Raw genomic sequence first — 25,237 nt, forward strand, 5'->3', positions numbered from 1 at the left:
AACCTGGCCTTATCTTTTAACAACATCTTAATCTTAAACCCTGGGCGCGATGCCCGGGGTTTTTGGTTTGATGAAAATGTATTTTAAAGCACAAAACGCTCTAAATTTGATATTTGAAACCTTGATTTCAATTAAGGTTTTTATAGAGGACAGATTTTTTCTGGCTGCAAATCCAGCTCATCGGGTCATCGCGCAAGGACCGGCGATGTTAGTTGACGAACCCTTCATCAATTCCTCACTCATCCCCCCGATCTTCACTTTTTTAAAACCATCCCCTCAAATTTTTATTAATCTGTTATAAAAGGAGATTTTTTGCTTTAATTTGTTTACTATGTTTACAACCCGACTTGTACTGCCATTCCTGGCATTAATAGCCCTGGGCATCAACGCCAAAGCACAACAAACCGACTCTCTGAAGCGTGACACCGTTAAAATTGATACCGCGCAAATCAATAAGCTCCGGATAGATTCCCGGAAAAATGCCATCCCAACCCGTATTCGTCCGGTACAGCTGCAAAGGGCACAGGTGCCTTTAAGCATGCTGGATTATAAGGTGAACTACTGGAAAAAGTCCATCACTTTTGGGTTGAATTTTAATCAGTCGTCATTTACCAGCAATTACGCGGCGGGTGGTGTAAACGCGGTAGCGCTGGGATCTAACTTTATTTATCATACCGAATATAACAAGGCTCCGTTTAGCTACGTATCTGAACTGAACCTGCAATACGGCGTATCTAAAAACAAAGGACAGGGCAAACGCAAAACCAACGACCGTATTTACTTTGATAATAAGCTGGCTTCGCAATTATCCAAACACTGGTACATATTTGGGTCGTTAACGTTTGAATCGCAATTTGATAAAGGCTATAATTATATTGACAATGGTAATGGTACGTTTACCCAGGATTATATTTCAAATTTTATGTCGCCGGGTTATTTAACAGAATCATTCGGTTTTGAATATAAGCCTACCGGGTATTTTGATTTACGCATAGGTACCGGTACAGCCCGCCAAACGTTTGTTTTAGATACAACCATTCATCAAAAACAGCAAGACAATTACGGTGTACCAATAGGCCATACCATAAAAAATGACCTGGCCTTCCAGATGGTTGCTCTGTTTGATAAGGATATCATGAAAAATGTCCACCTGAATACGCGCTACGCCTTATTTATACCTTATGGGCAATCGCTGGCATATATCACCCATCGTGTGGATATGGTTTTATCGGCCCGGGTTAACCGGTTGATCAATGTTAGTCTTAATGGTACCCTGCTTTATGATAAGCATACTTCTCCTGATGCGCAGGCTACAGAGGGACTGGCCCTGGGGGTGTTGTATAAGTTTCCGTAAGTGGAATAAATTTTGTAATTTTCAGCTGTCTACCTTCCGGAATGTAATAGCTTAAGAAACGCAAAGGTTTAAGCTATTGCTATTAATAAATTTGTACTAAACCTCAAAATGAAACCAAACCTTATCTGTCTGGCATTTTTAATGCCATTTTCTGCTGCGCTGTACGCGCAAAATATTTCCACAGAAACAATCGAATTTCAACTGCTTAAACAGCCACAAGTGGTCTTGGATGAAAGCGTTAAAAGTTTCAAAGTTACTGTAACATCTCCCTATAATCTTACTACAGACGATGTGATAAAGAAAGCCAAGGCCGATTATCAAAAATCAGTTAATGATTATAGCAGCGTTGTAGTCGGCAGCGAAAAGGATTATCAGCAAAAATTGAAGGATTATGACGGCGATGTTCAAAAAGCCAAAGATAAGTATGAAACAGAATCGGCCGCGTTTAAAAAACTTTCGATGCTGGAACGCTTAACATTAACAAGCGACGGGAAAAATCCCAAACTGGTAATGCCCGCAAAGCCGGTTTATTATAAACCGCAATCCCCTGTATACGTTGAACCGAATTTGAACAACTATACTATTGTAGATAATAATGTACTGGCTTCACAAATAGCGGTAACCGGTTTTACAAGGGGAGACGCGGATATAGATATCAATGCAGATATAAAGCAGGTGAATTTTCAGGATAATGCAGGCCAAACATTTGTTAACCAACCTACCAAATTGGTGATTAAAATAAAAGGTGTTGAAAAAGTAAATACCTCCTTTTTTCAAGACTATGCTTTTCTGTCGTCCTCACCAACCAACAACATCAACAAACCGCTCGAAGAGAAAAACCACTTAACCAGAGTAATTAAATCTTTGAACGATTATATCAATAACCTGTATGGTTTTCAGGCAAGTGCTAAAAGCGTTAAAATATTGAGTGTAAAAAATAAGGGAAAGTATGACGATTTGGAACGGGCCGATATTTATGTAAAAACCAATTTAAAGAAACTACAGCCAACCAACAGCGAAATGAATACCGCTGCCTTTGCCAACATGCAAAAGGGAGTAGATATCTGGACGCAAACATTAAGCAAAGTAGAGTATAAGAATGACAAGGCCGATTTTAATGACAAGATCGCCAGGTATCTATATTTCAATTTAATAAACCTTAACATCGCCCTGAATAAGAGAATGGAAAGCGAAAAGTATTTAAACCAGTTGCAGGATAACCTGGTGTATATCAAACTCTCCTACGATGAAGCAAATGAATTAAAGAAAATGGAAAAAGACGTTTATCAATTAAAAAAATAAAAACATGAAATATATATACACTATTATCCTGCTATTTAATTTCCTTTCCTTCAGCTTGGCCCAGGAGGCGAAAAAAGAGTATGGAGAGAAATTTGAGTTTGATTCAGAAAATGAAAAGGACCCACATTTTGTACTGCTGGATAATTATAATAATTATCTGCTTACTGTTTTAGATGTTTACGGCATGATGGCCGGGCATCAGGTGATCATCAGAAAGTTTGATCAGAAGAATACGCTGGTTGAAACCTTTAAATATGATTTCCCTATAATTGGCGAGAAGAATATGTTTAACAATTCCCTGTTTAACTATCTGGGATATGCCGAAGGCCAAAATGGTAAAGTTGCCGTGTTTACAGAAGTATATTCAAACAAAACAAAAACCTACCAGATCCATAAACTGGAATTTGATAAGGCTACCGCCAAATTTACCAGTACTGTACTGGCCGAAGGGGAAATACCTTCGGCTATGAAATCTGGCTGGCTGTATTCAGAAAAATCGGAAAACGGCAGCTACCTGGCCATTAATTATCATAAATACCGGGCAAAAGGTACTCCAGACAAAAACCAGCTGATAGTTATTGATACAAAAACACTTAATGTAGTATGGCAAAAAGAAGTAAGCTTTGATAACGAGTTTAACTCGCATAAATTTACGGTTACCAACTCCGGCAAAGTGGTTTTGGTGAGAGACATGAGTGGCTCAAAAAAAGGCATAACCTATCTTACGGTTATATCAGCTAACGGCCAGGAAGACAAAAACTTTGAATCGCAGATTTTCCTGGGTGAAATCAAATCGGTATCCATCGGATCACAGGAATATCTTGTAGCATTAAACGGCAGTGCTATGGATTTTAAGGATGAAAGCTACAGAAACCTGCTCTTATATGACCTGCAATCTGGAAAAATGCTTAACAATAATAAGATTACTGCGTTTTCATTTTCATCGGTTAAAAACATTACTGACGTAAGTATCCGTAGCATCATGCTCCAAAATAACGAAATGCATATTTTTGCAGAAGCCAGGACCGAGTTGAAAGAAAAAATGACAACAGGTTTTGAAATGATGAATGCTAAGCCAAAGTATAATTTTGGACCAGCCTATTTATTTGTTCTTTCTTTTGACGGGCAGCTGAAGGCTACAAAAAAACTATCAACACAGCTTTATTGTAGTGCCGATCTGCACTATTCTTTTGGGCTCGCTAATATCAAAGGCACATATTATGTAAATGCAGGTGAATATTATGGTATTTATGTATTAGGTGATAACCTTCAAAAAGAAGAAACTAAGATAAGCTTTAATGTTCCCCGGTGGCAAACTGAAAGCCCAAATCAGTTTGTCAATCAATTATTTACTTATTTTCCTGATAAAAATAGTTTTCTACTGGCCAAGGTAATCAGTAAGGGCGAAATGGCATTGGTAAATATCTCCGGATTTTAATTGGAATAAAATAGCACGGATTAATTCTAAATTTCGTATATTTAGTAAACAATCAACGGCCCGGTTTCCTTTGGGGAACCGGGCCGTTCTGTTAAAAGAAAAAATAGTCCGAGAACCGAACGTTTGGCATGTAGTTATTTGAATGGCAATAAATTAATACTTTTTAAAGTTTCAGAAACTACTCAAAACAGGGTTAAAATTTGTTAAAAAGTGTTAAAATGGAGGTTTTGGAAACAATTTTGGTCCTGTTTTATCCTGTTTTCGGCCGGAAAAGTGTTAAAATTTGAGGTTTAAAAAGTCTTTGTAGGCTGGATGTAAAAGCTCTTTTCAAAATGCGTGTTCATCGCCAAAATAATTCAACGGATATATTTCAAAATCATACCTTTGTAACCTTTAAAGATTAAAGTACTGTATAATAATGTTTGAAAATCTTTCGGATAAACTCGACAGGGCGTTCAAGGTCCTGAAGGGTCAGGGAACTATTACTGAGATAAACGTGGCCGAAACCATGAAGGAGATACGCAAAGCCCTTCTGGATGCCGACGTTAACTATAAAACTGCCAAAGCCTTTACCGATGATGTAAGGCAAAAAGCACTGGGCCAGAATGTCTTAACGGCTGTTTCGCCAGGCCAGCTGCTTACCAAGCTCATGAACGATGAGCTGGCCGAGCTGATGGGCGGCACTACCGCCGAACTTACTTTCCCGGCTACGCCAACCGTTATCCTTATAGCAGGCTTGAACGGTGCTGGTAAAACAACCTTTACCGGCAAGCTGGCCAACTACTTAAAAACACAAAAAAACAAAAAGCCACTACTGGTTGCGGATGATATTTACCGCCCGGCAGCTATTGACCAACTGGAAGTATTGGGTCAGCAGATAGGTATCCCCGTTTATGCCAACCGCGATTCAAAAGATCCGGTAGCCATTGCCCGTGAGGGTATTGCCCTGGCCAAACAGAATGGACACAATGTGGTGATCATTGATACCGCCGGTCGTTTAGCTATTGACGAGGCCATGATGGTGGAGATTGAGCAGGTAAAAGCAGCGGTTAATCCGCATGAGATCCTGTTTGTGGTGGATTCCATGACCGGCCAGGATGCTGTAAATACCGCCAAAGTGTTCAACGACCGTTTAGACTTTACCGGCGTGGTTTTAACCAAGCTGGATGGTGATACCCGTGGTGGCGCCGCCTTATCGATCAAATCGGTAGTGAACAAACCGATCAAATTTATCGGTACTGGTGAAAAAATGGAAGCGCTGGACGTTTTCCACCCGGATCGTATGGCCTCCCGGATCCTGGGCATGGGCGACGTAGTTTCCCTGGTAGAGCGTGCGCAGCAGCAGTTTGACGAGAAAGAAGCCGCCGAACTGCAAAAGAAGATCCGCAAAAACAAGTTTGATTTTAACGATTTTTACAGTCAGATACAGCAGATCAAAAAAATGGGTAACATGAAAGATCTGATGGGCATGATACCAGGTGTAGGCAAAATGATGAAAGATGTAGAGGTTGACGATAATGCCTTTAAAGCTATCGAAGCCATCATCCAATCTATGACGCCCTTTGAAAAATCAAATCCCGAAACCATTAATCAAAGTCGCCGCACCCGTATAGCCAAAGGTTCCGGTACGGATCTGGCCGAGGTAAACCGCCTCATGAAGCAATTTGACGACATGAAAAAAGTAATGAAACAAATGAGCAACCCGGCAGCCATGGCCAGCATGATGCGCCGTATGCCTAAGATGTAAATACAAATTTTTGTAATAAATGTTCAAAAAATAAGCATCGGATAGAAAGGCATTTTATTAAAGCATTATTATATTGTGATTGCTTTTAAAAAAAATAAGGCATTCACGTTATGTTCAAAAAACAATTTTCGGCAAAAAGCGTAGCCATTATTGCTTTTGTTGTACCTGTATTGGGTATATTATCAGATAGCTATAATAATAGTTACGGTTTTTTTACCAGAGCACTATCAGGTCTGCTTAGTCCGCTAAATCTCCAATGGTTAGGCATGCGGAATGCGTCTGCTGCCTTTAACTTAATTTTTTGCGCATTGTTGTTATTGGGTGCCATATTATTTGTATCGTCAAAAGGTAAAGAAACAAGGCTGCCCAGGTTTGCCTTCGCCATTATATTATTTAACAAGGCAATTTTTACACTTTACGCCCTTAGCACTATACTTACAGATAGTTTGTTTGCTGCGGACGGAAGATCGAAGCTGGTTTTTTTGGCATACCTCATTATAAGGCTGGCTTGGATAGGGCTGGCCTGGCAGGTGTTAGATTACTTTAATAAAAACAAACAGCTGGAGATACAAACAAATACCGATGAGGAGCAAACAACCTCCAACTATGTGAGTGCATCGTCGGGTCAGCGGTTCATGAACCTAATTGCTGATATGATTATGGCGGTGCTTCTTTTTTCGACTTTGATTGAAATGCTGATTTATAGCGACCTGCACAATAATATATTGATGCGTTTTCAGGCAGTTATTGGCGAAAAATTTACCCTTTTAATTCTCATTTTTATTGGCCGGCTACTATACTATGTTCCTTTTGAGGTGGCTTTTGGGGCTACACCGGCTAAATATCTAACTGAAACGAGGGTGATAAATGATAATGGTGAAAATTCAGATTTTAGTACTATTTTAAAACGCACATTGGCCCGATGTATCCCCTTTGAAAGCTTCTCGTTTTTATTTGGGAACGGCGGATGGCATGATCGTATTTCGGGGACAAGTGTAGTCAAAGAAAGAGGCACGGGGGTTAATGGAGGGCGATATTTTCTGGTAGTACCGATAGGTATAGCGCTTTGGGGCTTGAGCTATTGGGGATACTCCGAATATGGCGCTTATAGTCTCCGCAGAGAATATCAGGCCGAACGGGAGCGAATAAAGGATGATATATATCATAAATTGGATAATGCCAATACAGAAGATTTTTTTGAATTAAAGACTGCCGGATCAGATTACTACCAAGACTCCAATGTGTTTATGAAAGTTGAAAAGATATCAGGGAATAGTATATCTTTTTCGGTAATAGAGATGAACAAGAACGGGCAATATTCACAGCAAGACATCGGAAAAGTTTACAGTTCGCTTAAAGGTACCTTTAAACAGGTTTCGTTTACCAAACAAGAGTTGCACAACGCAGTAAAATCAACCCTTGCTGAATCAGGATCTGAAAACAGAGGTCTGGCATTAAATAATCAGCTTTATTTTATTAATAATATTACTAAGTAATTACGCAGCAAATATTCAACTATGTGGTAGAAGGGCGGCAACCAGCCTCTCCAAAGTTGCTGCCGGAGGAACAGAACTGCTTGATGTTATAGCGCAGTATGAGGAAAAAATGTGGGAATACAGCTGTAACGCAATTAATGCTTCGCAGCAAGGAGGTAAAAAACGCTATAAGCAATCGGCAGATTAAATGGTGTCTTGCGTTTAGATAACATCATTTTTAAATATAAATGGGGAACTGATTGGCCGCTTTTTTATTTTAGTTTTGTGTTATACGAAGCTATCCCCCATTTAAAATATATGCGTAAAACGATATTATCTTCGGCCTTTTTAATTTTAAGCATGGCCGCCAAGGCACAGGTTCCCGGTGCTGTTATTGATGTACAGCACTACAACTTTGCCTTACAATTAAGCGATGCTGATAATAACATCAAAGGGCTGGCTACAGTAGACGTTAAGTTTTTGAAAAACACTTCAACATTTAACCTCGACCTGGTTAAAAAGAATGCTGAAGGTAAAGGGATGCAGGTATCAGCAATTACCGAAAAAGGAAAGAAACTCAGGTTTGTACAGGATAGTGCTGCGGTTAAAATATATTCAAACGCCAAAACAGGCAGCCTGCATAGCTATAAAATAAGCTATACGGGCGTACCTGCCGATGGCCTCATCATATCTACCAATAACTTTGGTCACCGCACTTTTTTTGGAGATAACTGGCCAAACCGGGCTCATAACTGGTTGCCCTGCGTAGATGTTCCGGCCGATAAAGCCTCGGTTGATTTTGTAGTGACTGCGCCCGACCATTACCAGGTAATATCCAACGGTCTGAAAATAAAAGAACAACAACTGCCCAACCATTTGAAATTAACGCACTGGCACGAAGCTGTTGTTGTACCCACCAAAGTAATGGTTATAGGTGTCGCCGCCTTTGCTATTGATCGTCCTGGTACTGTGGGTAACATCCCGGTATATACTTATGTGTTCCCGGAAAATAAAGACGCTGGCTTTAAAAGTTACGCCGTGGCCAAAGATATATTGCCATTCTTTATCAAAAATGTTGGCCCGTTCAGTTATGAAAAACTGGCCAATGTACAATCAAAAACCATATTTGGCGGTATGGAGAATGCCAGCGCTATATTTTACTTTGAAGAATCGGTAACCTCGCCGGGTATTGAGGAGCTGATGGCACACGAGATCGCCCACCAGTGGTTTGGTGATAGCGCCAGCGAAAAAAGTTTCTGGCACCTGTGGCTCAGCGAAGGTTTTGCCACCTACATGACCAACCTGTACCTGGAAAACAAGTACGGCACTGATACCCTTAAAAAACGCCTGCTGACCGATCGTAAAAAGGTGCTGGAGTTTGAAAAAAAGCGCCTTACTCCTGTGGTTGACAGCGCGGTGAAAAACGACTATATGCAGCTGCTTAACGCCAATAGCTACGAAAAAGGTGGCTGGGTATTGCACATGCTCCGCCGCAAACTGGGTGATGAGCTGTTTTGGAAAGGTATACAAAACTACTATGCCAAATACCGCGGCAGCAACGCTAATACCGACGACCTAAGACAACAGATGGAACAAGTTAGCGGCCAGGATTTGAAACCGTTTTTTAACCAGTGGCTCCACAAAGCCGGGCACCCGGATCTGAACATCGGCTGGCATTATGATGCAGACAAAGGATCGGTTAGTGTCAGTATTGAACAAAAGCAGGATAATTTATATGAGTTCCCGCTGGATGTTGCTATTAATGGGGAGGTATTCCACATTCAGGTAAAAGATAAAACCACTTTGGCCCAATTTTCGGTAAAAACAAAGCCCGATGCTATCGTGGTCGATCCGAATGTAAATGTATTAGCCTCATTTAGTATCACAGCCCCATAAGTTAGTATACAAATGGAATAAAAGTTCCTCATAACCCTTGATTTATAAGAATTTATAATTATCATTGTGTTAAACAAACACAATGATAATTATAGAAAAGATCTTGTTTTAAACAGACCCTTTCTGTTATCCTCCCCTGCTTATCTGTAGTATCATTTCTGGTTGTTGTTTGGGCATTCTATAGGCCCATTGATCTGTAAAAACCAATTATACTAAACCAAATAAGTTATGAAAAAACGCTCCTCATTTTGGGCTGTTTTAGCCCTATGTCTTTTGCCTGTTTATGGATGGTGCCAGGGCAATAGCGGCGATGCCATTTTAGCCGGAAAAAATATCGCGGTAACCAGTACCGACAACGGGCAGGTTCGTGGATATATCCATACCGGCACTTTTACCTATAAAGGCATTCCCTATGCTAAAGCACAGCGATTTATGGCACCCGAAAAGCCAGCGTCATGGCCAGGAGTTCGCGCATCATTAGTTTATGGAGCGGTTTGTCCCATAGACCCTACCACCACAGTGAATGATCTGCTGGAGTTTGGTTTTAATCACAACTGGGGTTATATGAATGAGGATTGTCTCAAACTCAATGTTTGGACGCCCGGCATCAATGATCAAAAAAAGCGCCCGGTAATGGTTTGGTTGCATGGCGGTGGCTTTAGCGCTGGTTCGGCCATTGAGCTTCCCTCGTATGACGGCGAAAATCTGAGTAAAAAGGGCGATGTGGTGGTAGTATCTATCAATCATCGTCTAAACTTATTGGGTTTCTTAAACCTTTCGGCCTATGGCGATAAGTATAAAGCATCAGCTAACGCGGGGATGATGGATATCGTGGCTGCTCTGCAATGGGTAAAACAAAACATAGCCAGCTTTGGCGGCGATCCGGATAATGTAACCATCTTCGGCCAATCAGGCGGGGGCGCCAAGGTGGGGACGCTGATGAACGCGCCATCGGCAAAAGGCTTGTTTCAAAAAGCCATAGTAGAAAGCGGAAGCTATCGCAGCGATTTTATGACAGCCGATGTTTCTAAACGCATTGGCGCGGCTGTGCTGGAGGTATTGAACCTGCAACCAGGCCAGGTTGATTCATTACAATCTATGCCTTATGAGCGTTTGAGTGCAGCCTGCAAAAAAGCTTTTATAAAAGTGCAGCAGCAATTGAAGGCTGAAGGTAAACCTGTTGGTGCCTTCGGACTAATGTGGGAACCAAGTATCGACGGAAGTTTTTTACCTTATAATATGACGGACCCGGCGGCTATCGAGCTTTCTAAAAATGTGCCTTTGCTGGTGGGTTCTACCAAGACTGAATTTATGGCTTCGCTCATTAACCCGGCTATCGCGGGTTTTACTTTAGACGAGGCCAAGGCATATCTACAGAAAAAATATGGCGATAAAACCGACGCTTATATGGCCGAAGTTAAAAAGGCATATCCCAATACTGTAAAACCAGCCGACTATATTGATATTGATCTAACAACCTTTAGACCAGGAACGGTTAGGCAGGCCAATGCCAAGTCGGCGGTAGCTGGGGGAGCGCCTGTTTATATGTACCAGTTTGCCTGGCAGTCGCCGGTAATGGATGGCATGTATAAATCGGTGCATTGTATGGATATTGCCTTCCAGTTTAATAATATCGGTCGTTGCGAAGAGTTTACCGGGGGAGGAAAAGAGGCTTACGCGCTGGCCGCAAAAATAAGCCAGGCCTGGATAAATTTCGCCCGTATCGGTAATCCTAATGCAAAAGGTTTGCCTAATTGGCCAGCGTATACCGAAAAAAATGGTGCTGCGATGGTGTTCGATAACCAGTCAGAAGTAAAATATCATCATGACCAGGTATTGTTGCAAATGGCCGCAGCTAAATAGAAGGTGAAATTTTTGCGGTATTAATAAAGATTATTTGCAACAATTTCATTTTTGGGCGAAGCAGGATATTTATTTAATAAAAATACAGGGTTGATAAAAAATATTTAATTTAACACAATAAAATTCTGAAAAATTGCGTTATTTCGATATATAATATTACAACAAGCCATTATTAACCTTAAACCAACAACCTATGAACACTACAAGATTCTATAAATCCATGTATGTAAGTTTTTACAGATGGAGTTTCAAAAATTTTGGTCAGGGTAGTTTACCCCGCTTTAATTCGCTTTTTGGGTTGAATTTTTTGCTGATCGTATTTTTAACCACATTACTGTTGATCGCACAGCTTTGTTTAAAATCGAGTTGGTTTAATGTTAATCCCATGGGCGGCACTTATATACTGCTGGGAGCGGTTGGGGCGTTACTGTTAAACTATTTTGTATTGTTAAACAATAAGCGATTTAATAAGCTCAATATTGCTTTTGAGAAAATAAGCAAACACCATCAAAAAATATGGTCGGTTATGATACTGGCCTGTGTCATTGCATCCTGCGGATTTATGATGGTTATTGCCCGTGTAGCCTAATTTCAAGATCAAAAATAGCAGTCCGCCGTCTCTTGATATAGAGGCGGCGGTTTTTTATATGTACCTATTTAATATCTTTCTGTTTTCCTCTGCTAATTAAAATATTTATCTTACGCATTGATTAAACTTTATCCCAGTGTTGGTTAAAACTTTTGGCAGTGCGGTTTATGGTATCGAGGCTATTACCATAACAGTTGAGGTAAATATAGCGGCGGGTACCAAATATTTTATAGTTGGCCTTCCCGATGTGGCGGTAAAAGAGAGTTATTTCCGGATTGAATCGGCGCTTAAAAATACCGGTTTCCGGATGCCGCGCCAGCAGGTGGTGGTAAATATGGCCCCTGCAGATATCAAAAAAGAAGGCTCTTCTTATGATCTTACCATAGCTACAGCTGTTTTAGCAGCGTCGGGCCAGTTGGAGCCGGAGAATCTGGATAAGTATATCATCATGGGTGAACTATCACTCGATGGTAGTCTGCAGCCCATTAAAGGTGCGCTCCCTATTGCTATACAAGCCCGTAAAGATGGTTTTAGAGGATTTATTCTCCCTAAGCAAAATGCTCGTGAAGCCGCGATTGTAAATGACCTGGAAGTTTACGGCGTAGATAACATCAAAGAGGTGGCCGGATTTTTTAATGGCGACCTGAACATCGAGCCTGAAGTGGTGAATACCCGTGAGGAATTCTACAACAGCCTGAGCAATTACGATAGTGATTTTAGCGAAGTAAAGGGCCAGGAAAACATCAAACGCGCATTGGAAATTGCCGCGGCAGGTGGTCATAATGTGATATTGATCGGTCCGCCGGGAGCGGGGAAAACCATGCTGGCCCGAAGGCTACCTTCTATTTTACCACCGCTGAGTTTATACGAATCTTTAGAGACCACCAAAATACATTCTGTTGCAGGCAAATTGGCCGCGGCTGATGCGTTGGTTACCATCAGACCCTTTCGCTCCCCGCACCATACCATTAGCGATGTGGCATTAGTTGGAGGAGGAGGCAATCCGCAACCCGGCGAAATTTCGCTGGCACATAACGGGGTATTGTTTTTGGATGAACTGCCCGAGTTTAAGCGCAGCGCACTGGAGGTAATGCGCCAGCCGTTGGAAGAACGCCGCGTAACCATATCCCGGGCTAAGTTTACGGTAGATTATCCATCAAGTTTTATGTTGGTAGCCAGTATGAACCCCTGCCCTTGCGGTTATTATAATCACCCCGAAAAAGAATGTATATGTCCGCCGGGAATGGTGCAAAAATATTTGAGTAAGATCTCCGGACCGCTGTTGGATAGGATCGATCTGCATGTAGAAGTAACGCCGGTAAATTTCAGCGAGCTATCCTCAGATCGTGCCGCCGAAAAAAGCGAACTGATCCGTGAACGGGTAATTGCAGCCCGCGAGATACAGATAGAACGCTTCGGCAATCGCCAAGATCTGCATGCCAATGCTCAAATGAGCCCACAAATGGTCCGCGATCTGTGTAAAATAGATGTAGCCGGACAAACGCTTCTCAAAAAGGCTATGGAAAAATTGGGCCTCTCTGCCCGGGCCTACGACCGGATCCTGAAAGTATCCCGCACCATTGCCGATCTGGCTGGCAGTGAAGAGATCAAACTGGAACACCTGGCCGAGGCCATTCATTTCAGGAGTTTGGATCGGGAAGGTTGGGCTGGGTAGAACTGAAATTACTAATAGGAGAACTTATGAGTCGTAGCATTTCATAACAGTTAATATCTAAGGTTTGCTTTTGTCCTTAACGAGTATGCTGTTTTTAGAATTCTCAAAGGGGATATCGTAATCTTTTATTTGTTTACCTAAGATTAAAGAGATTATTAAAGCAAAGATTAAACTACCGTCTCTTTCATTTATAATTTCCTTTAAGGAAATAAAACCATCAGTATTAAATTGAGCTGGGATTCCTATTACTACTTTTATAGGATTTAATGTATAAGGAGTATTTAGACTAAGTATCCCACAATCTCCAGTATACAGGGTCAAAAATTTTTCAATTTGAGATTTTTTGTCAAATGCGGTTAACCAACTCTTTTTAAATTTAATATCATTCCAAGATTCAGCAAGCGGAAAATGAGAAAGAAGGTGTCTTAAATTTTTAAACAGGCCCATCATAAATGGGTGGCTTATTAGATTAAAATCGCCGCTATTTATAAAATCGTTAATCGGTTTATATTTGATGCACTCAACATAGATAGAAAATAATTCTTTAATTTGAAATAATCTATAAATAGACGTATCACTATCGAAATTAGGACTAACTATGATATTACGAACGTCAACAAATCTTGAAAAAAGAGTGTTTAAATAATCCTCTTCTATTTGAGTTGGATGTATTCCATGCTTTACAAAATTATATTTTTCCATAACCAAATATAATTTTTAAAGATTGCCCAATTATCTGTTATAAATTTGTCGAAAAAATAAAATAAAAAACGCGTCATTGCGAGGTACGAAGCAATCTCTATGCTTTACAGAGCCGATATTTAAATCCATGACTTGCCTGTGTAGAGATTGCTTCGTACCTCGCAATGACGCGTGGATTGTAGACAGTATCTAAAATCTACCTTACTTCCCCTTCCAAAATTGTAACCAATGCAAATTATATCCCCCATTATTGGCGTAAACCCTTACTTTATTAGCGCCGGCTTTTAAGCGGATATCTTTTACGGTGATCACCTGCCAGGTTTTAAGGCCGCCGGTATTGGGTATAGCCACTTCTTTTGCCTGATCGGCACCGTTTATGTTGAGGGATAGTTTGGCATCATCAGTAGCAGCGGCTACTTTTAGTTTAACCGAATAAGCGCCGGCTGTTTTTACCTGTATGGTGTATTGGGCCCATTCGCCGGTTTCTATGTGGTCAACATAAAAGCTGTTGTAGGCAGTGGAGTCTTTGCTGATGTCCACGCCATCATTACGATAAATTCTGCCATGGTTTCCGATGCCCGGTTTTCCGGAGGTATGGTAATCGGCCGTATCGGTATCAAAATAGGCAAAGCCATTTCGGCCAAGATCATAGTCAACCGCATTGATAATAGTGCCGTTAGTTACTCTGTTTGCTTTGAACGGTTTGGTTGCGGTAGTGAACGGCTGTCTGAAAATAGCATCAATCACATCATGGTGAATAATGGCATTCTCTAATTTAGCATGAATGGCCATTTCGAGTGTGCCGCTGTATACATTGCTTTCCTTGGGTTTATGTTTACCGGTATTCAGGTAACGCGTTACGTCATCATAATTCAAGTTGGAAGGGATCTCGATCGGATTGTTATTGCCCATCTTTTTTAATGGCCACAGTGCCCAACCCAGATTGTTTTTCTCCAGCAAACGGATCTCCTCCGTCAGCCACACATTGGAGTTTTCGCCGGTCTCCCCTATCCAGGCGGGCACGTTATACTGATCGCGGGTTTTGATGATGTGTTCTACCGATTTTTGATCGTTAAAATTCCAGTACTTGTGGAAGCTCAATACCATGTTTTTATCCCAGGTAGGCAGTATGCCGTTATAGTTATTACCCCAGCCGTTACCCTCAATAATGATGATGTGTTTTTTGTCCACCTCACGAATAGTAGCCGTGATATCAATCATTAATTTGCGTAAGGGAGCATTGGTTTTTTCTTTTAAGCCATTCTTATCATTGGCCGGATCATCGAAACCCCAGTTAGGTTCATTGATGATATCATAGCCGCCAATGTTGGGTTCATTTTTATACCTGTCGGCCAGTTTGCGCCAAAGAGCTATCATTTTTTGTTTATTGGCTTCGCTATCCCACAATGATGGCACATCGGTGTTACGATCTGATATATTGAGGTCGTTACCCTGGCCGCCCGGCGCGGCATGCAGATCAAGGATCAGGTACATATGGTTTGCTTTGCACCAGGCCAGCAGGTCGTCGGTCATTTTGAAACCCTTATCTATCCAGGTATTTTGCCCGGCAACAGGTTCTTTCTCAACCGGCAAAGTATAAAGGTTATAATGCATCGGCAAACGCACCGAATTAAAACCCCAGCGATGCATCGAGTCTATATCTATTTTGCGGGTATTGTTAGCCAGCCAGGTATCATAAAACTCCTTGGTTTCTGCAGGGCCCATCAGTTCTTCCAGCCTTTCGCGGATGCGAAACTGGCGACTATCCTTATTCACATGCAGCATATAGCCCTCCTGCAGCATCCATCCGCCCAGGCCCATGCCGCGCAGCAATACGTTTTTGCCGCTTTCGTCCACTATCTTTTTGCCATCTGCCTTTAAAAAGCTTTGCGCGCTGCCCTGTAACGAAATAAACGAAACAGGTAAGACCAGGAATAATGCCCTTACCGATATATTTTTAAAAGTTTGTAATAACATGATATACTTAGGTTATTGGTATAAACAAATAATTAAGAACGCTTACCAGATATAAGTGCCTACAGAGCCCTTATCCAGGGTAGTGGTAACAGCTTGGCCATTATATTTGATACTAAAAGTCTGCGAAGAGTCGCTGGTGTTGGCTACAATAAGAACCTTTTTACCATTCGGCGTTTTAAAAGCCACGTTTGGCAGTGTATCCGAGTTATTTGAAGCGATACGAACCGAACCAGGACGAACAAATTTAGACGCGTGTGCTATGGAATAGTAAGCCAGATTGCGTTTCACCGCGTTTTTATCGATAGTTACCGCGCCCTGGCACATGGGGCAACCACCCCGGTCGGTATAGGGCTTATAATCCGGATCGGCGGCCAAATTCCACTCCAGGACGTTGCGGCTCCAGTTACGGGTTGCGCCAATGATCAATCTTTTAACCGGCGAGGCTATATTGATGGTGGAGCTGTTCTCTTTTTCAACCACCATTTGTTCCGTAAAATAAAGGTTTTTATCCGGGTGGGCATTGTGCACATCGGTTAACGCCTCAATATCCCCGCCATATAAATGGAAGCCTGATCCGTCGATATATTTACGGGCGGCAGGGTCGTTCAGAATAGAGATCGGGTAATCGGGCCTGTCGGCGTTATGGTCATAAATAATGATCTTGGTTTTGATGCCAGCAGCTTTAAAGGCTGGTCCGAGGTTGTTTTTAATAAACTCACCTTCGTCCGGAGCTACCAATAGTAAACTCGGATTGTTGCCGGGATGCAAGGGTTCGTTTTGAATGGTAATGGCGTCAATCGGAATCCCATTAGCTTTCATTCCTTGTATATATTTCACCAGGTATTTGGCATAAGCGCCATAATATTCTGGCTTTAAACGACCGCCACGGGTATCTTCATTGGTTTTCATCCATGCTGGCGGCGACCAGGGTGAGCCTAATATTTTAATAGCCGGATTGATAGCCAGTATCTGTTTCATCACCGGGATCACATCCTGCTTATCTGGTCCAAGGTTAAAATGTTTCAAGGTTGGGTCTGTTTGTCCCGCGGGCATATCATCATAAGAGAATACTTTTTCGTTCAGGTCAGATGCTCCAATGCTTAACCTGATATAGCTTACGCCAATGTTATTATCATTAGTGGCAAACAATTCTTTTAGCAGGGCGGCACGGCTACCCGGACTCATGCGAATAATGTGCATGGCGCTGCCCCCCGTTAACGCAAAGCCAAAGCCATCAATAGACTGGTAAGTTTTTTTGTCGTCAATACTGATGGTAAATCCGCTATCGTTAGCCTGTTTAAAAGTTAAAGCATCTTTTTGCTTTTCAAATAAAACAGATCTGTCGGCCTTGGTTAGCCATAAACTGGCCTGAACCGCTTTTTGCGCATTGGCGTTGATTGTGGTGCCAAACAGCAGCGGCCACAATAAAAGTGATCGGATATTTTTATTCATAAATTAAATTTAACAGGAAGATTACTGCTGCAAACTGGTTCAAATAAGGCTTAAATTGAATGGTAAATTTATTATTGTTTTCAATATAATGGGATATAAATTATTGAGTAACTAATATATTACGAAAGTGTAAAACATACACCGGATTATGTATTTGATTTGACGTTTTTGCGCCCTATTTTAACACTACAACAAAAAACATAAAGCCCAATATTAATTCGGCTGTCATGTATATTAATTAAGACTTTAAATTATTTGCCAGTATTGGAATTTATTTATAGTTTCACGGGTAGTATAATAATGGAAGAACCGCGCAAAAAGATCATCATATTTGATGATGATGAAGATATACTTTCTATTTGCAGTTATATCTTAGAAGAGAAGGGATGGGAAGTGCATACTTTTACCGATTGCAACAACATTGTTGGTAAAGTGTTGCCGATTTTACCAGATGTTATATTAATGGACAACTGGATACCTGATGCCGGAGGAATTGTAGCTACCCAAACACTTAAAAAAAACGAAGAATTAAAACATATCCCGGTTATATACTTTTCGGCTAATAGCGATATCCAATTATTGGCCAGCCATGCCGGCGCCCAAACTTATCTGGCCAAACCCTTTGATTTGGAAGATCTGGAACGGGTTATAAGTAATGTATTGACGACGCAATAAAATATTCTTTATATAAACAAAAGAGAGTCCCTTCTATTAAGAAGGGACTCTTTTTATGACTAATTTTGTAGCCCACCAGGAACACCTGGTACACCTCCTCCGCCGTTACCGCCATCGCGCCTTCCGCCACCATCTCTGAACCGGCCGGGACCCATATTATCCTGAACAGGGGCCTTGCCTGCAAATTTTTTCAGGTTAAGCGTAAACGTTAACAGATAATATCTTGAAAGCCGGTTAACACGAGATTGGGTTAATGAACTGGCTGTGGATGTTGATGAAAAGCCTGTGTTTTGATTAAACAAGTCAAAACCAGATAAACGGAGAGTTGCTTGTTTGTTTTTCAAAAAGCGGCGTTCCACATATAAGTTCAGGATGTTAGGGTTGGTAACCTTAATATCCGAACTGTAACCGTAGTTAGTAGCCTTGGAGTAATCATAGCTAAAAACCCAATCGCCAAAGTAGTTTTTACCGGTAAGGCCAATATTCCAGGTCCTGATATTTGAAGTTCCGCTTAACAGGGGGCTTTCTACAGAGTTGCTTGTTCGGTTGATGGCGTAGTTGGTTAAAATTTGTGCGTCAATAACGTTATTGATGTCAACCCTGAAACGGACTTCCGGGGTAAATACCAGGTTTTTGGCAATGTTTTTCTGAGTAGTGGCCGCAAATGAAGTTGAATCGATATCGGTCAGATAGCCTATATTATTGGTGTAGGTAGCGGTACCGTTAAATGAAAGCGTGTATTTACGGTTTTCCCATGGTTTGGAATAAGTTAAACGGCCCGAACCGGTGTAATATCCATCAGCATTTAAATACTGGGTTAAAATGGTGTTTTGGAATCTCGGGTTAGGCGAATAAAGACGAGGATAGGTAATGGTGTTGGTTACCACCTGGTTTTGTACACTCTGGAACGATAAGTTAGCAAAGAATACATCACCTGTCTGGAAACTGAACTTATTATACCTGATCGAAAAATTGTTGGTAAACTGTGGTTTCAGATTAGGGTTACCTTCAACCGGGTAAAGCGCGTTTGAAAAGTCGATCACGGGTTGTAATTGTGAAAAACTTGGTGTACTGCTTGATCCGTTATAGTTAACACTGAATGACTGACTGCGTGAAAAATTATAAATGAAACGGGCGGTTGGAATCACATTAAATGTTGAAATGTGCGTTGAAACGCCGGTTACCGGTGAGTTGCCATCTAAAACAGATGGTTGAACGCCTAAGCCTAAAGTATAGTTATATTTCTTTTCAATAAAACGGTAGTTTAAGCCCACCTTATTGGTTGTAAAGGTGTAATTATAACGGTTGCTTAACGCGCTGTCGCTTCTGAAAGAAAAATCAGCCTCATTAAAGAGCGTATCAGTTTCTTTGTTATTGGTTGTAATAGCACGGTTAAACGCATAGTTAAGCTCCAGGTATGAACGTTTACCTATTGGGTTCAGATACGAAACGTTAGTTCCATAACTGTTGGTACGGCTATAAGTATTGATCATTTGATTTGCCGGAGCAGTGGGGGCACCTGCCGTAAAATCATAAACCGGATTTTGGTATGACCAGCTTGGCGCCGAGCTTACGGTAGCATTGATGCTCAGGTTATGGCGGTTTTTAAAGCGATGGTTAAATAAGGCGGTGAAACCATAATTCGGAGCTTGTGAATCGCCGCTGGTAAGAGAGGTATAAGCGGAACTTACTTGGCCATCACGGGTAAAGGTAGAAGCCTCGGTTTCGTTGGTATTTGTGCCCGCGTATGAGAATGTTGGTGTAACTTTTAAATAGTTGATCGTATCTGGTTTATACTCCATATTCCAGGTAAACCGGTGGTTTATATTCTGATCTTTTTCAACACTGTTTTGGTTTTGTGTTGTACCCGACCTGTTTTCCTGCAACGTATTGGTTGTTGTTGTAACCGTATTATCAGCAAAGCTGTAGCTGCCATATACCGAAAGCTTTTTACCCCATTGGTCGCGGAAGTTAGCTCCCAGGGAATGCGCGTTGGTTTCGCCATTTTGCGTAGTTATTAAGCTGCCTGAGTTACCGCCGCCCCGGCCTGCATTACCACGGCCGCCTCCGCCAAAACCACCGCCTCCAAAACCACCGCCACCACCGCCTGTGGGGCTGCCGAATGAAAAGGTATTTACGTTGGTATTGTTAATGCTTCCTAAGACAGCAATTTGCTGGTCGCCATTAAAATTAAAAGCATTTATTGATCCTATATAACGAGTTTTATCAGGAATGCCCTGGCTTTGAGGTAGTGCGTCTCTACCACCGCCAGCTGTGCCCTGTCCAAAATAACCATAGTTTTTATCCTTACGAATGGTGATGTTCATGATCTTATCCGGCTCGCCGGTTTTAACGCCGGTAAGGTTAGCCTGGTCGCCATAATCATCAATCATTTGAATGTTCTCAATCACATCGGCAGGCAGGTTTTTAGTAGCGCTTTGAACATCGCCTCCCATAAAGTCCTTACCGTTTATGCGCACCTTGGTAACCTGTTTGCCTTGGGTAGTAATGTTTCCATTTACGTCTACATCAACACCGGGTAGCTTTTTGATCAGATCTTCGGCCGGTGCATTCTCCCGTACTTTATAAGCACTGGCGTTGTACTCCACGGTATCCTCTTTCAAAGTTACCGGATTAACACCCACAATAGTAACCACATTAAGCATATTGGTTGAAGCCTTCATGATAATGTTACCCAGATCAACAGGCTTTCCGTCGGGATCCAATGAGAAGTGCTTTTTGATAGATGTAAAACCAATGGATGATAATGTAAGTGTTATTTTACTGCCCTTAATACCCGAAAAGGCGAACTTTCCATTCGCATCGGCAATAGATATGGTACTATCCCCGCCATTTGATATAAGCTTAATACTGCTGCCCGGTAACGACAGTTTGGTAGTGTCAACAACGGTGCCGCTAATGTCATGCGTGGTTTGTGCCAGCGAGTTGAATACCGTTAAAATGGTTAGACTTAAAATAAGGAACAGGGGTTTCATAGAGTGTTTGTTCTGCTTAAAAATTTTATTAATTATATATTGGACACAATCCAATTGCAAATGTTCAACTTATAAAGTATTAAATATTAAAAAAGCATACGATTGTTACATAAGAGGCGCTAAATGCTTATTAATCATATCATTGTTACAAATATTAAGCGTAAAATAGCCTGCAATATCAGCTCTTTTGCGCTTAATAAGGGCCTTTATTAAATTAGTTGATATGCAAAACTGTTGCTACTTCACTGTAATTTTTAAAATTGATACCCGGATGGGCGATTTGCAAGGTGGTAACACTGCCCCCAGGAATAACTACAATTTTAAAATCGAGCCCGGTTTGTGAAAAATTGGCTTTGATATCGACATAACCAACCCCAAAGTCAGATAAGGTAATGGTTCTGCCGGCTTCGCTGTAAGGCAATGCATAATATCCCCCGGTGCTTCCTGTAGTTCTGAAGTAAGCTAAAACAACACCACTGTCAACTATATCCTGGGTAATGGCCGGTATCGTGAAATTGGTAAATCCGGTTAGGGTAACACTTTTATCGATTAACAAATAACTTTTAACACTCATGGTACCATCGTCTCCATTAGCGCCATTAGATCCGGCTGGTCCTTGAGCACCTGTTGGTCCTGTTGCTCCGGTATTGCCCGTTGCTCCTTGTGGGCCGCCCGGTCCCGGTGAGCCGGTATCTCCTTTAGGACCTTGTGCGCCATTGGTTCCGTTGACCCCCGCCGGCCCCGGATCTCCCTTTTTACAAGCGTTTATACTGAATAGACATATCAATAAAGCAGTAAATAATAGTCGTGGTTTTCTCATGAATTTTTAAGTTTTTGGATGAAGTTGTGGACTTATTACGGATGTATGAATAATTAAGTTCAGGCGATGAGAATAGCGGAACAATTATTGTTGCCGATTAAAAAAGGAAATTAGTGTATTGTTTAAATAATACAAAAAGTGAACAACAAAACCGGCGAATGTTTCGTTATGTTTAAAATCAAGTTAACCTATGAATAATATTAGCAGCACACTGCACTCAAAAGTGCACAATTGGATTGATGCCATCGGATTTCGGTTAAATGCGTCACAAACCAATAATAAAAGCCATGTCACCACTAATCATTATTTCTTTGAAACCTTTAATTTTTTTGAGAAAAGACGAAGGAATCATCCGGAAAGCACAAAATTTTTATGTTTTGATGCGTACGGAGAAAAGATCAATGTAAGGTCACTGCTTGATCTGCAGATTGCTTTTTTCGAAAACATCAGTCAGCTTAAATAGCGCTGCTATAGCTGGTTATTATAACCCTTGTTCAATTCTCCCTGACTAATGCTGCATGTGTCAGGTATATTCATAAAAAAACCTGCTTAAACTAAGCAGGTTTTTTTGTTATTAATGAGCAGATTAATAGTCTGTTGGTGTTTTTGGCCAGCAATTCATATAACCAGCTTCTGAGTTTTCTTTCAATATATCATTATTGTTTATTCCTCGCATCAATGTCCCCTGGATGTTGATCACTGCTTTATCCGGATTTAGCGCATCTTTAATACGCAGGTGAAGATCGGCAAAGTGAGCCGCGGTTAAGGCATCCCCACCCTTTGGTAGCCCGGCATCTATTTTCTTCAATTCTGCACGTACCATTGGTCTGATATCAGATAAAACAATGTTTATTGGCGTTAGGCCAAAAGAAGCCAATTGCGCGCTTGTTATGCCCGGGAATGAAAAGCTCGCGTCGGTGATCAGTAAACTTTTCAGGTTTTCAATATAACCGCGTTGCAGATTACGTTTAAACGCGTCTGGTTTGCTGCTGTTAAATACTCCGCTGTGAATATCTGTAAACAGTTCGGCAACAGTATAAGCATTGCTGCCGTTTTTGGCTTCGTTATCATACATGCGTGCCAGCCTTGATGGACTAATTACATTGGCCAAAACCGAAACCTGGATTGATTTGATCCGGCCAAGTACAACGCCGTTATCAAATTTGCTTAGTTCGGGCTTGTTTATTAACCATAGCGGGGTTTCAAACAATTGCTTGTTTAAAAACAGCATAGCATCATGTTGCAGATTCTTATTTACAAAACCATAAACAGCGCCTTTTTGATCATAGGTTTTAAAGTTTTCATTCATGCCTCCGATATTGGTAGTAACATGACCCATGTAACGATAAAACTGGCCTATAACCTCGTTGTATAATTCTGCTACATCGCTAAAATTCTCGTTTTTTTGATAGGTCCATTTTTCGAGGTTAGGTAAAATGCGTTTTAAGTTAGCTATGCCATAAGTACTGGCTTTCATGGCATTATCGCCCAGGTCCTCGTTTTGCAGGCGTGGGTCAATGGATGTACCCTGGCGGCCAAAGTAATAAAGCGGGTTGCCTGCTTTTTTATCGGTCCAATCGGCCAATATTTCTTTTTCCTGTACGGCTGTTTTATTGCCAGTGAACCAGCTGTACCCCCATTTGATAGCCCAAAGGTCGTACTCGCCTATTTGCGGATAAAGGTGCGTAACGCCATCGCCGGGTTGGGCGATGTAGTTAAAACGGGCATAGTCCATAATAGATGGCGCCGTACCGTGTTTATCAGTAAATGTTTTAGAACGAAGTGAATCAACCGGATAAGCATAGCTTGAACCGAAGTTATGCGGTAAACCAAGCGTGTGGCCAATTTCATGTGAGGATACGAAACGGATAAGTTCGCCCATTTGCGCATCAGTAAATTGAGCTTTGCGGGCGGCGGGGTTTACTGCCGCGGTTTGTATCAGGTACCAATCGCGCAGCAGGCTCATTACGTTATGATACCAGCCAACATGGCTTTCCAGGATCTCGCCGGTACGCGGATCAGAAACATGGGGGCCATAAGCGTTCTCTACATCTGATGCAAAATACCTGATCACGCTATAGCGGGCATCCTCAGTGCTAAATTCAGGATCCTGTTTATGGGTTGGCGCTTCTTTACCAACAATAGCATTTTTAAAACCGGCCGCTTCAAACGCTTTGTTCCAGTCGTTTATGCCGGCTATGAGATAAGGCACCCATTTTTTTGGCGTTGCCGGATCAATATAGTAAACTATTTGTTTTTTGGGCTCAACCAGTTCGCCGCGTGAGTAAGCAGCCGGGTCTTTAGGCTCCAGTTTCCACCGATGGATATATGCGGTTACCTGGGCTTTTTGAGCGTCTGTGCCATAATCGGTTTGTCGCTGCCCAAAAAATCCAACCCTTTCATCGCTGATACGGGCTTTCATGGGTGTTTTGGGTAATAACAGCATGGAGGTATTGAACTCAAAAGTTATAGCCCCTGTGGAGTTATCCGTAGGCGATTCTGCAGAGCGATAGGTTTTTAAAGTACGAGCTTCCAGGTTTATCGGAAAACTTTTAATGGTATCAATATAGGAGCGGGTATTATCAACCCCCGAAATTTTATAGGCTTTTTTAACATTATCTGTTAGGCCAATAGCGCTTATATCACCATTGTAAAAATCGGTAACATCAATCAGTACGCCTGTACTGTCCTTATTAAATGCTTTGATATCAAAAGAAGCCAATACAGCATCCAGATTTGAGTTTTTAACAGATTGATACATATCGGTAGTACTATCCGCTCTTATAGAATAGCTGGGAACCCGAATAAAGATCTGTTTATCATGGCGCTCCCATTTCCAAACCTGGTCGTTCAGTTCTTCGCCACCATATTGCTGACCGAAGGTTTTTAAACCACCCGGGGTTTTAACATAGCGGGTAACCACCAGCATTTCACGGTTAATCAAAGAGTCGGGAATTTCATAGTAATACTTGCCATCAACCTTGTAGGTATTAAAAAGACCGCTGTCGGCCTTTGTTTTACCGGTTATAACATCGGCGAATTTTTTAATGCCCTCTTTTTTGGGTGCACCAACTGTTGCCGTAGCTACGGCAGTTCCGCCTGGTCCTGATGTTGTTTTAAGGGTTATGGTTTGGTTTGCTGTGTGTTTTTTGGTAGCGCATGAGCTGGCTAAAACAGCAAAAATAAAAGCAGAGCCCCGTAAATAACGGCCCGCGATAAGGTTTGTCTTCATTTATGTCAATACTTAAACAGTAAACTTAACTAAAATAAACACGA

Annotated in this window: 17 protein-coding genes; 11 read left to right on the forward strand and 6 right to left on the reverse strand. The window is 41.5% G+C overall.

The genetic code is table 11. From position 1 onward, the window contains the following. The first annotated feature begins 331 nt into the window (after positions 1–331). The 9 genes from AB6735_RS10420 to AB6735_RS10460 all read left to right on the forward strand — a co-directional run bounded on the left by AB6735_RS10420 (position 332) and on the right by AB6735_RS10460 (position 13,339). Entirely contained in the window at positions 332–1,354 is a 1,023-nt protein-coding gene (locus tag AB6735_RS10420; protein WP_370995863.1) for a DUF3078 domain-containing protein, read from the forward strand. Between the two features lie 108 nt (positions 1,355–1,462). Continuing rightward, positions 1,463–2,656 carry a hypothetical protein gene (locus AB6735_RS10425; protein ID WP_370995864.1) on the forward strand — a complete coding sequence of 398 codons (1,194 nt, stop codon included), beginning with the start codon at positions 1,463–1,465 and terminating at the stop codon, positions 2,654–2,656. Positions 2,657–2,660: 4 nt separating this feature from the next. Then, entirely contained in the window at positions 2,661–4,094 is a 1,434-nt protein-coding gene (locus AB6735_RS10430; RefSeq protein ID WP_370995865.1) for a hypothetical protein, read from the forward strand. 418 nt (positions 4,095–4,512) lie between these two features. Beyond that, complete coding sequence (gene ffh / locus AB6735_RS10435) at positions 4,513–5,841, forward strand: signal recognition particle protein (protein WP_370995866.1); 1,329 nt, start codon at positions 4,513–4,515, stop codon at positions 5,839–5,841. A 110-nt stretch (positions 5,842–5,951) separates the two neighbouring features. Then, the gene (locus AB6735_RS10440) at positions 5,952–7,337 is read left to right on the forward strand and encodes an RDD family protein (protein ID WP_370995867.1); all 1,386 of its coding nucleotides are present in this window, start codon (positions 5,952–5,954) and stop codon (positions 7,335–7,337) included. A 297-nt stretch (positions 7,338–7,634) separates the two neighbouring features. Continuing rightward, entirely contained in the window at positions 7,635–9,212 is a 1,578-nt protein-coding gene (locus AB6735_RS10445; RefSeq protein WP_370995868.1) for a M1 family metallopeptidase, read from the forward strand. 228 nt (positions 9,213–9,440) lie between these two features. Further along, positions 9,441–11,075, forward strand: coding sequence for a carboxylesterase/lipase family protein (locus AB6735_RS10450; RefSeq protein WP_370995869.1), 1,635 nt, complete (start codon positions 9,441–9,443; stop codon positions 11,073–11,075). A gap of 193 nt (positions 11,076–11,268) precedes the next feature. Beyond that, on the forward strand, positions 11,269–11,664 hold the full coding sequence (locus tag AB6735_RS10455; RefSeq protein WP_370995870.1) for a hypothetical protein: 396 nt from the start codon (positions 11,269–11,271) through the stop codon (positions 11,662–11,664). A gap of 136 nt (positions 11,665–11,800) precedes the next feature. After that, positions 11,801–13,339 (forward strand): YifB family Mg chelatase-like AAA ATPase, encoded by a 1,539-nt coding sequence (locus tag AB6735_RS10460; protein ID WP_370995871.1) that lies wholly within the window; start codon positions 11,801–11,803, stop codon positions 13,337–13,339. 57 nt (positions 13,340–13,396) lie between these two features. Here AB6735_RS10460 and AB6735_RS10465 read toward each other — a convergent pair whose 3' ends face one another. The 3 genes from AB6735_RS10465 to AB6735_RS10475 form a co-directional block, all read right to left on the reverse strand. Next, entirely contained in the window at positions 13,397–14,041 is a 645-nt protein-coding gene (locus AB6735_RS10465; protein WP_370995872.1) for a hypothetical protein, read from the reverse strand. Positions 14,042–14,242: 201 nt separating this feature from the next. Then, complete coding sequence (locus AB6735_RS10470; protein WP_370995873.1) at positions 14,243–16,018, reverse strand: cellulase family glycosylhydrolase; 1,776 nt, start codon at positions 16,016–16,018, stop codon at positions 14,243–14,245. A gap of 42 nt (positions 16,019–16,060) precedes the next feature. Further along, a complete protein-coding gene (locus tag AB6735_RS10475) occupies positions 16,061–17,470 on the reverse strand; it encodes a glycoside hydrolase family 30 beta sandwich domain-containing protein (protein ID WP_370995874.1) in 1,410 nt (469 codons plus the stop codon). Positions 17,471–17,770: 300 nt separating this feature from the next. Between AB6735_RS10475 and AB6735_RS10480 the strand changes: the two genes are divergently transcribed. Then, complete coding sequence (locus AB6735_RS10480; protein WP_370995875.1) at positions 17,771–18,145, forward strand: response regulator; 375 nt, start codon at positions 17,771–17,773, stop codon at positions 18,143–18,145. 59 nt (positions 18,146–18,204) lie between these two features. Here the strand turns inward: AB6735_RS10480 and AB6735_RS10485 are convergent, their stop codons facing one another. Continuing rightward, complete coding sequence (locus tag AB6735_RS10485) at positions 18,205–21,141, reverse strand: outer membrane beta-barrel protein (protein ID WP_370995876.1); 2,937 nt, start codon at positions 21,139–21,141, stop codon at positions 18,205–18,207. Between the two features lie 214 nt (positions 21,142–21,355). Next, complete coding sequence (locus tag AB6735_RS10490) at positions 21,356–21,961, reverse strand: hypothetical protein (protein WP_370995877.1); 606 nt, start codon at positions 21,959–21,961, stop codon at positions 21,356–21,358. 190 nt (positions 21,962–22,151) lie between these two features. On the opposite strand from AB6735_RS10490, the gene AB6735_RS10495 reads away from it, so the two are divergent. Beyond that, entirely contained in the window at positions 22,152–22,424 is a 273-nt protein-coding gene (locus AB6735_RS10495; protein WP_090473681.1) for a hypothetical protein, read from the forward strand. A gap of 123 nt (positions 22,425–22,547) precedes the next feature. Here the strand turns inward: AB6735_RS10495 and AB6735_RS10500 are convergent, their stop codons facing one another. Then, positions 22,548–25,193: a zinc-dependent metalloprotease gene (locus AB6735_RS10500; protein ID WP_370995878.1), complete on the reverse strand. Its 2,646-nt coding sequence runs from the start codon at positions 25,191–25,193 to the stop codon at positions 22,548–22,550. Positions 25,194–25,237: the final 44 nt, after the last annotated feature.

The sequence above is a fragment of the Mucilaginibacter sp. RCC_168 genome (assembly GCF_041355315.1).
GTDB lineage: Bacteria > Bacteroidota > Bacteroidia > Sphingobacteriales > Sphingobacteriaceae > Mucilaginibacter.

Coding starts and splice junctions, on each gene's coding strand:
- AB6735_RS10420 (WP_370995863.1), top strand. CDS start 332: ATGTTTACAACCCGACTTGTACTGCCATTCCTGGCATTAATAGCCCTG.
- AB6735_RS10425 (WP_370995864.1), top strand. CDS start 1,463: ATGAAACCAAACCTTATCTGTCTGGCATTTTTAATGCCATTTTCTGCT.
- AB6735_RS10430 (WP_370995865.1), top strand. CDS start 2,661: ATGAAATATATATACACTATTATCCTGCTATTTAATTTCCTTTCCTTC.
- ffh (WP_370995866.1), top strand. CDS start 4,513: ATGTTTGAAAATCTTTCGGATAAACTCGACAGGGCGTTCAAGGTCCTG.
- AB6735_RS10440 (WP_370995867.1), top strand. CDS start 5,952: ATGTTCAAAAAACAATTTTCGGCAAAAAGCGTAGCCATTATTGCTTTT.
- AB6735_RS10445 (WP_370995868.1), top strand. CDS start 7,635: ATGCGTAAAACGATATTATCTTCGGCCTTTTTAATTTTAAGCATGGCC.
- AB6735_RS10450 (WP_370995869.1), top strand. CDS start 9,441: ATGAAAAAACGCTCCTCATTTTGGGCTGTTTTAGCCCTATGTCTTTTG.
- AB6735_RS10455 (WP_370995870.1), top strand. CDS start 11,269: ATGAACACTACAAGATTCTATAAATCCATGTATGTAAGTTTTTACAGA.
- AB6735_RS10465 (WP_370995872.1), bottom strand. CDS start 14,041: ATGGAAAAATATAATTTTGTAAAGCATGGAATACATCCAACTCAAATA.
- AB6735_RS10470 (WP_370995873.1), bottom strand. CDS start 16,018: ATGTTATTACAAACTTTTAAAAATATATCGGTAAGGGCATTATTCCTG.
- AB6735_RS10475 (WP_370995874.1), bottom strand. CDS start 17,470: ATGAATAAAAATATCCGATCACTTTTATTGTGGCCGCTGCTGTTTGGC.
- AB6735_RS10480 (WP_370995875.1), top strand. CDS start 17,771: ATGGAAGAACCGCGCAAAAAGATCATCATATTTGATGATGATGAAGAT.
- AB6735_RS10485 (WP_370995876.1), bottom strand. CDS start 21,141: ATGAAACCCCTGTTCCTTATTTTAAGTCTAACCATTTTAACGGTATTC.
- AB6735_RS10490 (WP_370995877.1), bottom strand. CDS start 21,961: ATGAGAAAACCACGACTATTATTTACTGCTTTATTGATATGTCTATTC.
- AB6735_RS10495 (WP_090473681.1), top strand. CDS start 22,152: ATGAATAATATTAGCAGCACACTGCACTCAAAAGTGCACAATTGGATT.
- AB6735_RS10500 (WP_370995878.1), bottom strand. CDS start 25,193: ATGAAGACAAACCTTATCGCGGGCCGTTATTTACGGGGCTCTGCTTTT.